Origin of the sequence: Pantoea sp. R13S299, assembly GCF_048515925.1 — a bacterium.
GTDB lineage: Bacteria > Pseudomonadota > Gammaproteobacteria > Enterobacterales > Enterobacteriaceae > Pantoea.
Map to the genome: position 1 here is coordinate 1454627 of NZ_JBLYEF010000001.1, position 15053 is coordinate 1469679.

Annotated in this window: 16 protein-coding genes and 2 pseudogenes; 11 read left to right on the top strand and 7 right to left on the bottom strand. The window is 44.5% G+C overall.

Going from position 1 to position 15053, the window contains the following annotated elements; translation table 11 throughout:
• Positions 1-178 precede the first annotated feature (178 nt).
• The 3 genes from ACN1CO_RS07085 (at position 179) to ACN1CO_RS07095 (ending at position 2051) form a co-directional block, all read left to right on the top strand.
• Positions 179-1321, top strand: coding sequence for an acyltransferase family protein (locus ACN1CO_RS07085; protein WP_419138395.1), 1143 nt, complete (start codon positions 179-181; stop codon positions 1319-1321).
• 181 nt (positions 1322-1502) lie between these two features.
• Positions 1503-1763 carry a hypothetical protein gene (locus ACN1CO_RS07090; RefSeq protein ID WP_010258727.1) on the top strand — a complete coding sequence of 87 codons (261 nt, stop codon included), beginning with the start codon at positions 1503-1505 and terminating at the stop codon, positions 1761-1763.
• A gap of 102 nt (positions 1764-1865) precedes the next feature.
• The gene (locus tag ACN1CO_RS07095) at positions 1866-2051 is read left to right on the top strand and encodes a hypothetical protein (RefSeq protein ID WP_010258724.1); all 186 of its coding nucleotides are present in this window, start codon (positions 1866-1868) and stop codon (positions 2049-2051) included.
• Between the two features lie 97 nt (positions 2052-2148).
• Here the strand turns inward: ACN1CO_RS07095 and ACN1CO_RS07100 are convergent, their stop codons facing one another.
• The 3 genes from ACN1CO_RS07100 to ACN1CO_RS07110 all read right to left on the bottom strand — a co-directional run bounded on the left by ACN1CO_RS07100 (position 2149) and on the right by ACN1CO_RS07110 (position 4624).
• The gene (locus ACN1CO_RS07100) at positions 2149-2286 is read right to left on the bottom strand and encodes a hypothetical protein (RefSeq protein WP_010258717.1); all 138 of its coding nucleotides are present in this window, start codon (positions 2284-2286) and stop codon (positions 2149-2151) included.
• 213 nt (positions 2287-2499) lie between these two features.
• Positions 2500-3522 (bottom strand): alcohol dehydrogenase AdhP, encoded by a 1023-nt coding sequence (gene adhP / locus ACN1CO_RS07105; RefSeq protein ID WP_010258714.1) that lies wholly within the window; start codon positions 3520-3522, stop codon positions 2500-2502.
• Positions 3523-3913: 391 nt separating this feature from the next.
• Positions 3914-4624, bottom strand: a complete 711-nt coding sequence (locus ACN1CO_RS07110) for a hypothetical protein (RefSeq protein WP_419138396.1) — start codon at positions 4622-4624, stop codon at positions 3914-3916.
• Between the two features lie 68 nt (positions 4625-4692).
• Here ACN1CO_RS07110 and ACN1CO_RS07115 point away from each other — a divergent pair, with 68 nt between their 5' ends.
• The 6 genes and pseudogenes from ACN1CO_RS07115 to ACN1CO_RS07140 all read left to right on the top strand — a co-directional run bounded on the left by ACN1CO_RS07115 (position 4693) and on the right by ACN1CO_RS07140 (position 9738).
• A complete protein-coding gene (locus ACN1CO_RS07115) occupies positions 4693-4941 on the top strand; it encodes a hypothetical protein (protein WP_083067871.1) in 249 nt (82 codons plus the stop codon).
• Between the two features lie 252 nt (positions 4942-5193).
• A pseudogene (locus ACN1CO_RS07120) lies at positions 5194-5480 on the top strand (STM2901 family protein); the annotation flags it as partial.
• Positions 5474-5773: a DUF1493 family protein gene (locus ACN1CO_RS07125; protein ID WP_137227734.1), complete on the top strand. Its 300-nt coding sequence runs from the start codon at positions 5474-5476 to the stop codon at positions 5771-5773. The pseudogene ACN1CO_RS07120 and the gene ACN1CO_RS07125, both read left to right, overlap by 7 nt.
• Before the next feature lie 1071 nt (positions 5774-6844).
• On the top strand, positions 6845-8068 hold the full coding sequence (locus ACN1CO_RS07130) for a hypothetical protein (protein ID WP_419138397.1): 1224 nt from the start codon (positions 6845-6847) through the stop codon (positions 8066-8068).
• A 10-nt stretch (positions 8069-8078) separates the two neighbouring features.
• On the top strand, positions 8079-8498 hold the full coding sequence (locus tag ACN1CO_RS07135; protein ID WP_419138398.1) for an ASCH domain-containing protein: 420 nt from the start codon (positions 8079-8081) through the stop codon (positions 8496-8498).
• A complete protein-coding gene (locus ACN1CO_RS07140) occupies positions 8488-9738 on the top strand; it encodes a Druantia anti-phage system protein DruA (protein ID WP_419138399.1) in 1251 nt (416 codons plus the stop codon). Before ACN1CO_RS07135 ends, ACN1CO_RS07140 begins: the two co-directional genes overlap by 11 nt.
• Before the next feature lie 73 nt (positions 9739-9811).
• Here ACN1CO_RS07140 and ACN1CO_RS07145 read toward each other — a convergent pair whose 3' ends face one another.
• Positions 9812-10852 carry a phage portal protein gene (locus ACN1CO_RS07145; RefSeq protein WP_419138400.1) on the bottom strand — a complete coding sequence of 347 codons (1041 nt, stop codon included), beginning with the start codon at positions 10850-10852 and terminating at the stop codon, positions 9812-9814.
• A 114-nt stretch (positions 10853-10966) separates the two neighbouring features.
• On the opposite strand from ACN1CO_RS07145, the gene ACN1CO_RS07150 reads away from it, so the two are divergent.
• Complete coding sequence (locus tag ACN1CO_RS07150) at positions 10967-11389, top strand: phage virion morphogenesis protein (RefSeq protein WP_419138401.1); 423 nt, start codon at positions 10967-10969, stop codon at positions 11387-11389.
• Positions 11390-11393: 4 nt separating this feature from the next.
• Here the strand turns inward: ACN1CO_RS07150 and ACN1CO_RS07155 are convergent, their stop codons facing one another.
• Positions 11394-12620 (bottom strand): DUF3644 domain-containing protein, encoded by a 1227-nt coding sequence (locus ACN1CO_RS07155; RefSeq protein ID WP_419138402.1) that lies wholly within the window; start codon positions 12618-12620, stop codon positions 11394-11396.
• A 105-nt stretch (positions 12621-12725) separates the two neighbouring features.
• Between ACN1CO_RS07155 and ACN1CO_RS07160 the strand changes: the two are divergent.
• Positions 12726-13315, top strand: a pseudogene (locus tag ACN1CO_RS07160) (phage baseplate assembly protein V).
• Between the two features lie 546 nt (positions 13316-13861).
• On the opposite strand, the gene ACN1CO_RS07165 reads toward ACN1CO_RS07160, so the two are convergent.
• Together ACN1CO_RS07165 and ACN1CO_RS07170 are read right to left on the bottom strand one after the other, a co-directional pair.
• Entirely contained in the window at positions 13862-14302 is a 441-nt protein-coding gene (locus ACN1CO_RS07165) for a hypothetical protein (RefSeq protein WP_143990290.1), read from the bottom strand.
• 21 nt (positions 14303-14323) lie between these two features.
• A complete protein-coding gene (locus tag ACN1CO_RS07170) occupies positions 14324-14986 on the bottom strand; it encodes a hypothetical protein (protein ID WP_230873594.1) in 663 nt (220 codons plus the stop codon).
• Positions 14987-15053 lie beyond the last annotated feature (67 nt).

Sequence of the window (15053 nt, forward strand, 5' to 3'; positions counted from 1 at the left end):
TTGATTAAGGGTGTGCCACTGCACGCCCTTAACTTCCTGTGCTTTCCCGCCCTGTTTCGATTGATTTTTCCCTCTTACCTGTGCTCGGAATCTTCTTACTTTTGTAAAGGCCCGTTTACATATCTGTTGCCTTGAGGCTTAGTGAGCGCCGAAGGTCGGATAAAAACGAGGAATAGTTATGTCTGCAACACGAGGTTGGTCTACGGAGCTGGAGGGATTACGCGGCATCGCTTCTCTCTGGGTATTAGTTGGCCATATCAGCTTACTGGTTCATTGCCATATCACGCTTATTTCATCCCCTGGCATCGGGGTCGATCTGTTTATTCTGTTATCGGGTTATCTGATGGCGAAAAACTACGTCGAGCGTCAGCAGAAAGAGCCGTGGCAGAGCACAGAGACCATTAAGAAGTTCTGGATCCGGCGCTTCTTCCGCATCGCCCCGCTCTACTATCTGCTGTTAATCATCGCCCTGATTTATGGCCCGTGGTTTGGCGAGATGCGTGACACCATTGCTCATTTCTATTCCGGCACCGCCACTGAGTCGTCGCGTTACAACGACCAGTCGCTGGCAAACATTCTGACCCACTTCAGTTTCCTGTTCGGCCTGCTGCCCGAATATGGTTTTAATACCGTGCTGCCTGACTGGAGCATCGGGCTGGAGATGCAGTTCTATCTGCTGTTCCCGTTCATCATGCTGGTGACGCTGCGCTTTGGTTATGCCGCCTCGCTGATTGGCGTCATGGCGCTCTGCTGCGCTGGCCGGTATGTGCTGGCAGATTATTATGAGGCGTTTGAGATGCCTTCAATGATCCTGATAAAGCTGAATATGTTCCTGTCGGGGATGCTGCTGGCCGAGGCGATTCGCCGTAAATCCCTGCTCTACGTCGCTTTTGCGCTGCTCGGCCCGGTTGCCAGCGTGGCGATGGGCCTGGGCGCGATTAAGCTGCAGGTGATTATGGAGGCGCTGATGATCGTCGGTATGACGGCGATTCTATGGCAATACCCGCAGGGCAGCCTGATGGCAACGCTGATTGCTCTGCCGCGTAAGCTGCTGAACAACCGTCTCAGCACCTGGCTGGGCGACGTGTCGTTTTCTGTCTACCTGCTGCATCTGCTGATTGTAATCCCGCTGATCGCACTGCTGCTCAATCACACCGATATTGAGTTTAAGAGCGACATGATGCGCTTCCTGATTGTCTGCGTCTCTGCCATCCCGGTGACCTATGCGCTGGCCTCTTTACTCTATAAGTATGTTGAGAAGCCCGGCATTCAGATTGGTAAGCGCGTGCTGAAGCCGAAGCTGGCCGATCAGACCAGCTGAGTTTTTAAGGCAGGCCATCCCTTTCTTAAAAGCCCCTGACTCCGGGGCTTTTTTTTTGCCAGGAAAAGCGCAATTGGCTGTGATAACGAGCCTGCTCAGACATTGATTAAGCCCGTCGCCAGCACACCCGCTGAGGTGAACTACACTTTGCCGGTTAGCAATCTGACTCAGAGGAGAGAACATGAGCATTCAGCATCTGCTGCTATCCACCGACGGTGGCGCAGTGATCATTGAAGCAGAACAACTCGAAAGTGAGCTGGTTATCCCGCCCCACCTGCAGACCCTGACCGGCGGTGAAGCTGACAGCGATACCGGCCATCGGGTGGCGGTAACAAAGCACTACTGCAAGGGACGCTACTATGCGGTTGCCCTTGATCGTCATGCGGCCAGCAATGAAATTGACGACGTGATCGACCTGCTGCATCCGGCCCCGCTCGATTAGTCTTTGTCAGACCGAACCCGTACATGTTCCGCTGAACTGCTGGCGGGAAAGCTCAGTATTGCCGGTGTGCGGCATTTACCTATTCAGAAGAGGATAAGCATTATGCAAAAGAAGAAGTGGTTTGTTTCTTACGTGATTAAGCCCAAAGGTGAAAATCATGTCACGACTCACGCCTTTATCGAGGGCGACGATGTCGAGGAGGCGCTGGAAGCCTTTATGTTCGAAACCAAAAAAAGCCTGTCGCTGGAAACCGAAGAGCTGACTCTGCTTTCGGTGAGCCTGGTGTAGACTCTGATTAACCTCGCGATTGCGGGGTTTTTTATGTCCTGTATCAGGATCAGTTATCTATTTATATTATTTATAATTTCCCTGGTGCGGCACTCAATTACTTACTGGGATACGGCCAGGCGTGATCAACGCCAGTTGATGAAAGCAGACCGGTAACCGCCAGATACGCCAGTATCAGGACAAACAGCACAATCGCTGCAATTTCAATGGATTTGAGTAAGTGATGCTTAGCCATAAATAACCCTCCTTCAGATGTGTGTAATCAGACTTCACCCCATAAACTATAATGTTACCGGTAAAGTTCAAGTGAAAATCACATCATGAAACATAAAGCCGCGCTTATTAATGCTTTAACGGAATGTGCTCTTACGTATTCAGAGGGAGGGAACTGGCCTTACAGGCATAAAAAAGCCCGCACGGCGCGGGCTTCTGCGATTATCAGCACGGATTATTCAGCAGACTGACCGCTAAAGTCGATTACCATCCTGCCGCGGATCTTGCCCTGAATCATCTCATCGAAGATGGCATTGACCTCACCAATCTTCCTTTTGGTCACCTTCGGCACCACCTTCCCTTCTGCCGCAAACTGGAAAGCTTCCGCCAGATCGTTACGCGTCCCGACCAGCGATCCTACTACCTGAATGCCATCGAGCACCAGACGTGGAATATTCAGGCTCATCGCTTCCGGCGGCAGTCCGACAGCCACCACCCGACCACCGGCCCTGACCGCATCGACAGCAGAGTTAAACGCTGCTTTGGCAACCGCCGTTACCACAGCCGCATGCGCCCCACCGGTTTGCTCCTGAATAAAGCGAGCCGCATCTTCGCTGGCCGAGTTTACGACCAGGTCGGCACCCATCTCTTTCGCCAGTGCCAGTTGCCCATCGCTCACATCAACCGCGATCACTTTGGCGTTAAAGACGTTTTTCGCATATTGCAGAGCGAGGTTTCCCAGCCCGCCAAGACCGTAAATCGCCAGCCACTGACCCGGTTTTACCTCGGACACTTTCACCGCTTTATAGGTGGTGACACCGGCGCAGGTGACACTACTGGCGGCGTAAGGATCAAGCCCGTCGGGGACTTTGACCGAATAGTCTGCAACGACGATACACTCTTCAGCCATACCGCCATCGACGGTATAACCGGCATTAACGACCTCTCTGCAGAGCGTTTCGTTACCGGAGTTGCAGTATTGGCAGTGACCGCAGCCCTTAAAGAACCATGCCACGCTGGCACGATCGCCTGGCTTAAGTGAGGTCACATCTGGCGCGACTTCCTCAACAATACCGATACCTTCATGACCCAGCGTCACGCCGGTTTTATCACCGAAATCCCCGTTCTTCACATGCAGATCGGTATGGCATACGCCACAGCATTCCATCCTGAGCCGTGCTTCGCCCGTTTTGAGAGGACGCAGCGTCTTCTCAACCACTTCAACCTTGTGTTCACTGTTAGCAATTGCCGCTTTCATAAACGATGCTCCTTTTGATTGAAGCTTTAAGGATAAGCCAAACCGCGGTGATGACAAGATGACAGGTAAGCTTTGGGTGCGAGGCTGGCAGGGTTGTTTCTGCTTTTGCAGAGTGGAGTGGGTTTTTGGGATGCAGACCGGGCACCTTAAGCTAGTAGGGTTATTTTGCGTTCGCTTTTCCACTCAAATTTTAAGCTCACTAATATGTCAGGATTTTATCAATACCATCGGTTAAATTTAATATACACATAAGAAACTACGATAACCCATGCAAAACTAAGAAGTGCTGCATACTGCGGAACAAAGCAGATGAAGATATACACGCCAGCCACAATAACTGCAGCAGGAACTAAATATAAAAATGACTGAATCAGCCATAAAATAGCACGCTTCATTTATTCAGAATCCCATATAGAGCATCAGCAATTTTCACCTGATTGTTATCTCCCGAATTTACCTGATAAATGATCTTTGTCATTTGAGGTTCAATAAGAAAATAAAGCATCTCAAGATTTTCCCGGCATAAAGAGTGATAGTATAAAGAATCTTGAAACTTCAGCCTGTTAGCAGCAGATGCGGCTATTTGTGCATTAGCATAAAGTGTGGCGCCATTTACAAACCAGGTAGAAAAAGAGTTAACAAGTCTGATGTGTTTCTTTTTGAAATCGACACTCTCGAGGACTAAATTAGCGAGAGTCAGTGATAGAGCCAACTTACTGGCTTTCGTTGAAGCATGTTCTGCTGCTTTACCTAACAGTTGCTGAACACGTGACACCAGCTCATTACTTTTTTCATCCCCAAGCTTTTTTAGTGTTTTACGAAAATAAATTTCAACCATATCAAGACTGACATCATTTCTTGCATATATCTCACCCAAAGCGAGAACTAACCTTTTGTCCTCTTTCCATGTGTCACGGCACGAACTGCGATAATATGAGTCAGGGACAACACATGATCCATAGTTTATAAGTCTTTGTCCGCCCAACTTTAATTTTTCAATTGTCGACATATGATCGGCATGGATGTCATTAAGTGATCTCGTTAACGCGATCGCTAGTTGCTTGTTAGCCTGCATTTTCAATTGCAAATAGGTTTGTGACATCCTGTAGCTCCATGCTGTATCATTTAACTGATTTTTGATCATGTTCACTATCAAGGGCAAGAATGAATATGAAAAAAGCAAAAAAATTATTGATTTATGTCTTTGTGGTTATTATGTTTGTGCTAATTATTCCGGAGATAATCCTTCGGGTATCAACACCTCACCAGCTCGCAAGGATTAGCGATTTCACAAGTTTAGGGGGAATACTCAACCCCTTACTCTCGCTGATTTTGTTTTTAGCCCTTTTCTCCATCGCTTTGGCTGTAATCACGATATTAGCTGTTAAAAAGATTTATCAGCCAGGAACGCGCTCTTAAAAACTGAAGTCTGGCATTAGCTTTTATAGCCAGCAATAGCAGGAGTACACGATTATGAATGCGTCGGTTAATCTGAAAAGAATAACATCAGATACGATCTGAGCGACCAAAGGAACCAGTCCGCTTTCTGTCACAAACCGCATGAATATCCTCCAGAGACTTAACAAACTACAGCGAATAATTAACTGGGCAAAAAAGTTATGTGCAGAATGGGCATATACGATTAATGTCGAGCGGGAAGTGGGTTCCGTCGTATCAGGTAAGCTAAACGGAGCATGTAAAGGCACCTCTTATGCTTCAGTCTAATCTCGAAAGCTGTTACGTGATTACCGTCTTCCATTCAGTTTACCCACGTGGATACAGAACCCTAAAAACACTCTTCAAATTAAAATGTTAATGACTCACAAGCTGGGGACGTTCGTCGGTCGTACAATCCCGGTTTTAGGCTGGGTAATTATAGCCGCTGATGTGGCAGAAATTGGCTGGAAAACTACGGTAAATATAATCTTATTGCTCATAAGGAAGACAAGATATGGTAAGTGAGGATATAGAGAAGGCTGTATTTGCGCTTGTTGAAGATTATAACGGCAGAAGTTTGTTTACGTTCAGACGCTATAAGCTTGAACTGGATACCGATCTGAACAATGACTTTCGCATGGATCCTCTTGACGCGTATGAATTGCTAGAGCGGTATGCTGAAACATTTGGCATTAATCCCAGTACTATCACGTTTGCCGAATATTTCCCGGAAGATTTCACCGCGCCGCACGATCCGCTGACTATTCGTCTGTTAATTGAGTCTGCACAGGCCGGACGCTGGTTGGGCAAATAATTATCGCCTGCAAACACAGGCGTTAATCTCTTCAGTTTGTTGCGGCCTCTTCCAGAGGACAAGAGTGGAAAACGTGCCGTTGATTTGGGTTTTGAATTTAAGGACGCGTCCACGTCCTCTCGGAGTTCTGTCAATAACTGTACGGAGCCGACAGGCTCTGAAGCCGCTATCGATTTCACAAAACCCCTTACTCGTGCCGAGCGAAGAAGGATCATTAAGCGATTAAAAGAAAAGCCAGCGCAGGAGCAACCTAAGCCGGACAAATACCCACCTGAAGAGAGTCATTGCACAGAATGGGAGGCGTTGAAAAAGAGTTTCTTCGAGATCTCCTGGTTAACACTGTCCGACGACGAAGCTGTGCCATGATGAAAGGCTATACAATCAAGGTTGGGGAGCTTTCTTACTGGAGCGGTACAAGCGGCTATCTGTTCCATAGACGGAACAAGAATCCTACTCCCTTAAAAAGATTTAATGCTCTTGCGATAAAAAGCGGCATACCTGTGCCTGATTAATAAAACGGCAGTCAGACTAATCTGAGCCACACGATTCTTTACGATTCAAAAACGTCATGATACTGTTTATACATACAGTATATTTTAACTAGAAGAAGTTAATCATTTGATGGACCTAGATAATCTAAGCTAGACGGTTGCACGCATCCAGTTCATTGCTGACGTATCACTGATCGCACACTGCAAAGAAGATGAATTAAAAATGGCACTGTCGATGATCAGCGACATGGCAGGGACAATCGACACATCTGTTTTCGAAGCTGCCATATACCGCCAGGCTGAATGATTAATTGCCCCTTCCCTTCCCGTTCACTAGCCACCTTTCAGGTGGCTTTTTGCTTCTGCGTCAAAGTGCGTGGCTTGCATGAATCCGCATGATCCAAATTGGATCGCTGAGCGTTTGTAAGGCCAGAGCTGGCGCCTTCAGAGGTGGTACACGCACATGCATGAAAAGCGATGCATAAAGCGGGCAGGCGTGGCGGGGATAGCATTGCGCGCGAAGGGTACTCCCGAGTATAGTACTTTTATAAAGATGGTTGTGATACGCATAGGGAACGAAATGCGCGACTTGATAATTTTTGATACAGCTCTGCATGCGGATTATTACTCAGATGTTCATAGCTTATTGGCTTTGCCATATGGCAGCCTATTAACATATGACTATGGTGAAAAGTATGTCAGCGAAGACGCCATTAAAGTTCTTGAAGATTTGAGCCTAAATTTTCTTCAGACAAGAGTTGTTTTATGTTATGTACAAGATTCAAGAAACAAAAAATCTGATTACAAATTTTCCAAAACGGGAAAAATTGCTAGTCAGAACAGATTTCAAAAGCTCACTAGATATGGCGAAGTAATTTTATGCAAAAAATTAGAAATTGATGGTGGCATAAGATATTATTTGGATATTAAGTTGTTGGGATACCCTTACGATATAAAAAATTTAATCACTAAACATCTTGTTGATGATTTATATGACAAACAGTCAATCCCAATGGAGAAGTTCATATTAACAAGCAAGAGCTATATAACAAACGGATTCTTTAGCCAAAAAAAAGAACTTGAAACTGCCGCATTCGATAACATTTGCAAATATTTAACTAGGAGCAATACTCAGTTTTGTGATGACACCTTCTGGCGTATCGTCAATATCAGCATTGAAGAAAAAAGCATCATTCCTTTTAAAAAAAATAAAAAAAAGAGCGTACCTCTTCATATACATTTAGACAAGCTCCCGGAATCCAAGAGTTTTAGCTATATTAAAATTACTGATCAGAGCACTTTAGATTTTAAGATACAATTTTACGCTGACAAAACAAAAAAGAATTATGTTCGTCGCATCTTGACTTTAACTAGCAGTAAAAATATAGATGCCTTCCTAATTAATGAAAGAATCCTCAGCAGAGCAACAGGTTATAGCAATTACGATATAAAAATCCCTACATCATTGAGCTTAAGACTAATCAACTCTGAAATAAGATTAAAAACTAGCTCCTTAAATAAAGATGAAGAAGATTATCCGGTTGGCCCTGAGGTTTACTTAAACATTAAGGTTAAGAAGAAATTATCAGCTACTCTTCTTGCTATTAGTTTAACTGTCGTTGCTAGCTGTTTATTTGCATATGGCGCATTATCAACCGGAACTCTAATGAATAGTGGGCACCCATTAGAAATCACTCCTATTTCAATAAGAGTCGCATGCATTGGAATAGGGGTTGTTGTTAGCGCGTGGGCTTATTATTTATGGCATGATGAATTATCTATCGATAAGATAAAAAGAGGATGATGAGTTAAAAATGATTAAATGCTTAAGTATTAGACAACCGTGGGCTGATGCAATATTCGAACAGGGAAAGGACATTGAAAACCGTAACTGGTCAACAAATTTCAGAGGGATGGTAGCAATTCATTCAAGTTTAAAACGAGATGACAGCTTCTTCTCGAAATTCGTCGAAGACAGGAAAATAAACTTGCGTCCTTTTGAAGAGTTATCACTTGAAGGTTACATCATTGGAGTTGTTAATATTACTGACAGCGTTAAATATCATAACTCGTTGTGGTTCGAAGGGGAATACGGATTTCTACTATCAAACCCAGTAAGGTTAAAGCCAATTAAAATGAAGGGATCTTTGAAATTATTCGATCTTCCTGTTGAGATTGAAAAAGAGGTACAACAGCAATTGAAAAACCTTAAAGGTAGTAATCATGAAATATAGTATGCATGATTTTTTTGATAGCTTTATTGATGATCTGGGTGATTTTTTCGAAAGAACAGAATCAGATCCACCATTCCAGTTAAAAAAAATAAAATTTAAGGATTTCAAAGAGGAGCAAGAGAAATTAAAAGAAGCCTATAATAAAAACCATAGAGAATACATCATTAAAAATATTGAAAAAATCAAACTCCTTGAAGGAAACCTTTCTCAGCATTTAATTAAGAATCTTAGTGATTTCAATATTGACAATATAGTGCCCGTATTAAGACCTCTGCTTCATGATAAAAACCTAATCAACAAAAAAGATTCATATCTTATTGAATATATGCGCATCTATCAAAAAGTTAAGTCTAGGAAATCCATTGGCAGAGAAAATATTTTCATTCTTGAAGATCATAGTGGCCATTACATCAAAACTATGGGTATGCTCATTCTTTCTAGCCCATTGTATTTTGTGGGTAAAAGAGACAAATTTTTAAGTTGGGAAAACAGCCAACATTATAAATTAATAAGAGAGAAAGGCTTAGCTCGAATGATGCACTTATCATTATGCTGCGCCCTCCCCCCTTATAATAAATTAGGAGCAGCAAAGCTACTCTCAATCTCTGCTTTCTCAGATGTAGTTTATGACGATTATTGCATTAAATGGGAAAAGAAGGACAAGGAAGATGTTGACTTGGCAATTATAACCACATCAACATCCATGGGTTTAACAGGCACTCCATTTCAAAGAATAAAATTGGAAAAAATATTGCACTCAGATCATGAGTCAAGTAAAAGCAATTCTATTCTTTGGCATAGAGTCAAAAATATCGGCAGCCATGGTGAAGCTTACTCTTACTCTTACGCACTTGACTTCTTAAGTGAGAGATCTAAAGAAATAGCAAATACCTTATACTCTTGTGAAAATAAACCCACTGCAGCTATATTGATGAGTCTCCTAAAAAAAATGGGAATTAGTAACAAGGATGCACAAATGAATAAAAGAGGCTTCTTTATTGGATATCTCAATGAAGAAGCCCTAAAGTCTATTCAATCGGGGATAAAAAGAAATTCTCGGCCGGTGATTGATTGGGAAAATGCAGCCCTATATTTCAAGGGACTGTATGACAATGAACACATTCAGAATGCAGGAAAATTTAACCACCTTCCTAATGTTAATGCAGCTTATCTAAGAAGACGTGAGAGGGCTAATCATTGCAGTGAAAAAGATATATTTATCAGTTCTTTTATCAATTAATTTAAATATCAATTTTTCGCTCCCACTAGAAACATAGGAAATAAACATGATCGAGGCTCCAATTAAGTGAAAATTAAAGTTCGTAAGTATTGAAAGCAATTACTTTTTCGCCAAGCCATATGTTAATTTCTTTTAATTGCTCCTGTAATGGTGTCAGCTCAATACGCACAAATACCTGCGACGCCTTCACCGCGTCACCAAATCCGCCGGAGTTGTCCGGGATAATCCCCATCATCTGCGGCGGCACGCGGTGCGCGCTTAACAGGTCATCGCGGCTGGCCTTCTTGATGTTAAAGAAATCGTCTTTGGTCGCGACTTCACTGAGCGGCAGTATCTTGATCCCGTCCGGCTTACCGTTCGGCGCGTACATGAAAAGGTTGCGGAAGTTACCCAGCCCTTTCGTGTCGCGCATCGCCTGCCGCATCCGGTCAACGTCGCTGCTGCTCTGCGCCGCATCGGTCATGTAAAGGATATAACCGGCGTGCGCACCATTCTGGTAATACTTGCGGCGGAACAGCGTCGCCGCCTCATTCAGCCAGGCGGAGTTAAGCGCGCTAAGGTATTCCGGCAGGCCGTACAGCTCCTGATTAATATCCGGCTCCAGCAGGTGAAACACGCTGCCGGCCGAAAACTCGTGCGGCTCTTTCCAGTCGTTAACAAACCAGTAAACGCCATGCTTCACGCCCCTGCGGGTAAATTTGGCTGGAGTGGTTTCAAGGCGCAGCGGCTTACCCAGGCCATTGCGGCGCAGCTCGGCGAAGGCATTGCCGAAGACGAGATAGTCCAGCGCAAACTTGCTGAACCCCTGCTGACTCATCATCGGGTGCGGAATAAACGTTGAGGCCAGAATGTTGCGCTTCACGTAAATCGGCGAGCTGAGATGCACGGCCGAGCGCAGCCTTTTAGCCAGCGTGTTAAAGCTGACCGTCGTCTCAAACCAGCGCCCGTTATCGATGCACTCGGCGTAATCCAGAATGTCGCATTTATCCATGACCAGCATCGGATTGCCAAAGGTAAACGCCTCGGCGTGCTGCTGAGGTGCGTTTGCCTTATCAGTATTGAGCTGCAGCTGTGCGAGCGCGTGATCGTGAAGCAGGCAGACAGCGCGATGCATGTAACACACGTCGGCAAGAATCCGCTGCCTGTGAGTCACGCGCGGCCGGTGCAGCTCTATGTTCACGGTGAGCTGGTAAGCGAGTGGCAGTCATGAGCGACCTGCAGCCGATAAATGATCTCTGGAGGCGCTTCCAGCAGCCTGTCAGCCCCGGCACGTAAACAAATAGCGCGTAACATTGGCCGCAAGCTGCGCGCAAGGCAGCAGCGGAACATTAAGCGCCAGCAATCACCTGACGACACGCCGTTTAAGCCCCGCAAAATGCAGCCGGTGCGCAGCAAAAAGGGCCGCATAAGGCGCGAGCTGTTCGCAAAGATGCGCACGGATAAATACATGATGACACAGGCAAGCCTGAATGAGGCTGTTATTGAGTTTACGGGTAACGTGCAGCGCATGGCCCGTGTGCATTACGGGCAGCGCGTCCGGCCATCGTGTAAAGGTAAAGGGGTACAGTATGAATCGCGGCTGTTACCAGGTCTTAAAAATGATGATTATGAGGCAATAATTAACTGCCTCATGGAGTTTCTTTCAAAATGAACCTTCATTTTCTTGTATAATGTGCATCCATAAAATTCAGTACGGATTCACTATAGAAAAACTTAAAAATACTATTTGGATTTGAGGGTTCTAACCTTCTTTCTCGGCAGTATTTTTCACCTGAGTTTTTTATTTGCCGGTGCAATTCATGGAATTTTGCATTCCTTAAGAAATCACTATATCTTGAACTTAATTTTTGAGTAAGTGCATCATATGTGAGAGGATATCTTTTCAACATATCCTCTTCTGTAAAGGTTATTTGTGTAGCTTTAGAATCATTAGTCATCATAAATTCGATGGCTTCATCTGATGATGTTTTTATCAATTTAGTTGAGAGGCGCAAAGAAATGCTAAAGTTTGGATCTGCATCATCCTTGTGAGACTCTTCCATTTTCTCCAAATAGGATTTCAGATTATCAGCCGAGTGATTTAACACGCTAAAACTCTCAATATCACTAAGATGGTAAAGAGAGACTGGCATTAGGAAAAAATTATACTTTCTAAAATCATAATCAAACCAATCAATAGATAATGTCATATAGTTTTTTAAAGATGCTGTTCCTATACACTGTATTTTTGTGCTAAGTGACATATCTTCATGGATAAAATGAACTGAATGGTCGCGAATTTCAATTAATAACTTAATGTTGTCTTCAACAATCTTTTTAAGGCATCCATTAGCTGATAAAACATTTATTGCTTTGGATATGCTTATAGTTTTAGGTGAACCTGACTCAGATACTTCAATCGCCCCCTTAGACTTCAAGTAAATTGAAGTTTTATCATCTCCATTTAGTGATAGAATCTTCGCCTTTAGTAGTAACTCCCACGCGTTTATCATCAGGATTGAAAAGCTCTCTTCTCTGAATTTAAAATCTGGTTTGTTATAAACCTCAATTGCTGTAATGCATGCGGAAATTGACTTTTCTAAAATGCTTTCATAAAAAGTCTTGGGCGTATTTTCATTCTGGCTATGATGCTTAATAAAAGACGATAAATTAAAAGAATCAAACTTTGGAGAGACGAATAATTCATTGTTTTCTTTTATTATAAATGTTGACCATTTTTTTGATAGGTAAGTTTTAACGGTACTTTGACCCCAACCGGTTTTGTTAGCGATTTCATCTACTGTGAAGTATTGCTTGGAACGTTTTTTCTCTGAAAAAAAATTGAAAGCAAGTTCTATCTTTTGATTTTTATTGAAACTGGAAGGGTTTGGCTTCGTTTCCATATGCTGTAATCCCATATCTCTTATTGAATTTAAAAAAATGTACGCTCATTGCTAAACAAACAGCGTTGGGTAGTCATTGTTTGCAAACAGATTCATCCTACTCACATGAACTCATTCGATCAAATTTCCGAAATTCAGCGCCTGCTGCGCAACCTGATCCGCATAGCAACCGTGTCGGCCGTCAATCTCGACGGCGAGTTATGCCCCGTCGATACAGGAAAAAACACAACCAACTGGCTGCACTGGCTGAGCACCCTCACGGGTAAAACCCGTTCCTGGAATGCGCAGTCAGTGGGTGAGCAGGTGCTTGTTCTCTGCCTGGGCGGCGAACTCGATACCGGTTTAGTACTTCCGGGCATTTCTCAGATGACAACCCTGCTCTGTCTGCCTCGGCCGATGCGCTGCACTGGTGATTTCTCGACGGCGTGGTGATCGAGTACGAGCCGGAAACCGGTGCTCTGACCGCAACCGACATACAGACGGCAACCAATAAAGCAGCGGTAAAAATCCTGTTCGACTCGCCAGAAGCTGAATGCACAGCGCTGCTTAATACTGCACAGCTGGAAGTCACCCAGGGCGGCACGATGAAAGGCGGCGTTGTGCATACCGGCGGCAATCTTTCCTCAAAAGGCAAGGTGCTGCATTCGAATATCCAACCGGGCGACAGCGGTGGGAAAACGGGAGCGCCAGTATGACAACCGTATAATACATCGGCATGGAAAGGGAAACCGGCGGCATGCTAACCGACCTCGATCACATCCAGCAATCCGTGCGTGACATTCTGCTGCCCCCTGTCGGCACCAGAGTGATGCACCGCCAGTATGGTTCTCTTTGTCCACACTGATTGACCAGCCGTAATACGAGGAGCTGCGCCTGCAGATTATGTCGGCTGACTATAGAGTGCCTTTGAGGCGAAGCTCACCGCATACGTTATCGCGCAAAAACGACTTGGCCGCGACCATTCGCCTGTCTGCGCTCTATGCCGCCATACACGTTGAGAGCGTGCAGCGCGTCAACCTTATCAAGCCTTCCGCTGACGTGGTGCTCGACAAACGCAGACCGCTTACTGCACGGGTTACACGCTGACCTTGGGAGGCATTGCTTACGGCATGGATGAACTACATGCAAGCAGTACAGGTACTTGATACTGCCGCATCGAATAGTACATAGACGGAAAGGACTGAATTAAAATCCATTCTATGCCCGAATTTTTCAATTAAAAACTTTCAATGAAAAAATCTTTAATTCTGCCATTGAATCATTTCATCCAGCCTCTTCAGAATGTCGGGGAAATAGCTTTCATTAAGGCCAAAGCTGCCTTTAACCTGAACGCTGTCGGCATGAGGCTCCGGTCGAAGGATAAAATCAATAGTTACGCTATCAATAGTATTTTCATTTGTCAGTATCATATCAAGCTGATGAATATCGCTCTGATATTTAAACGACTTTAACTTTTTCTGAGCAATTATCGCCTGATGAAAAGCTGAAAATTCTTTCTTCAACATTTTCAACTCTCCAACAGTGAACTTAGTCTTAAACGCCACCTTCAGGCCGCTTACCGAGAATTCTATCCAGGACTGTATCCAATCCCAGTGATGATTAACCGGATCGACTTCGTTATCGACAACCCGTTCAAAAGGCGACACTGCAAAAACGAATTCTTCATCTCTGATATCAAACATATGTACGTTCCTGTCGGTTAATCAAAAATACTTAAAATGAGTTATCGTCCAATCTGATACCCTTACCACAACCTCAAGAGTGTACTTCTTATACTCAGTGATATTTTTTTTACGGTGTAATTTATACATTTCCGTTTCATAACGATACATACCCTCTCCGTTGCGAGGATCGGCCATGCGTCTGCCATAGCGGATAGCTCTTTCCTGAATATGTAACGGAACATAGCGACCCGGCTCATACATGTGCCTCGCCGCTGTTTCGGTCATTTTCAGGTTACACGCCGATAAACCTGTTTTTAACCTGGCACGCAGGAACATTATTGTTGCCTGGCTGAGTCTGGCACTTATAGCAGCTCGTGTACCAGCCTCCAATAATGCGCGACCAGCGCGGAAAATTCGAAATACACCAAACGCAAGAAGCGCTATGTCTGTAGGATCAATCAGTGGCGTTTCGAGAGGTGCCTCTTCAAGTCGAACAAAATGCCCCTGCACATCGTATATCTGCCACAGACCGGGAGCCTGAGCCACAGAATAACCAATGCACATGCCGCTGGACTCATCCAGCACCGGCTGTGCGTTTCGTGGCAGCACACGTGGTCTCAATTCAAAAAATACGTTGCCCGATAGTGGTGACTGAAATGTGTAATATCTGCCAGGTTCTGTGATTGCATTCCCTGCATTCATTATCGTTCCCTCATTTTCATGTGACTTAATAGAGTGCCACAGGATAGTAGAGCGGTCATTACCGAGT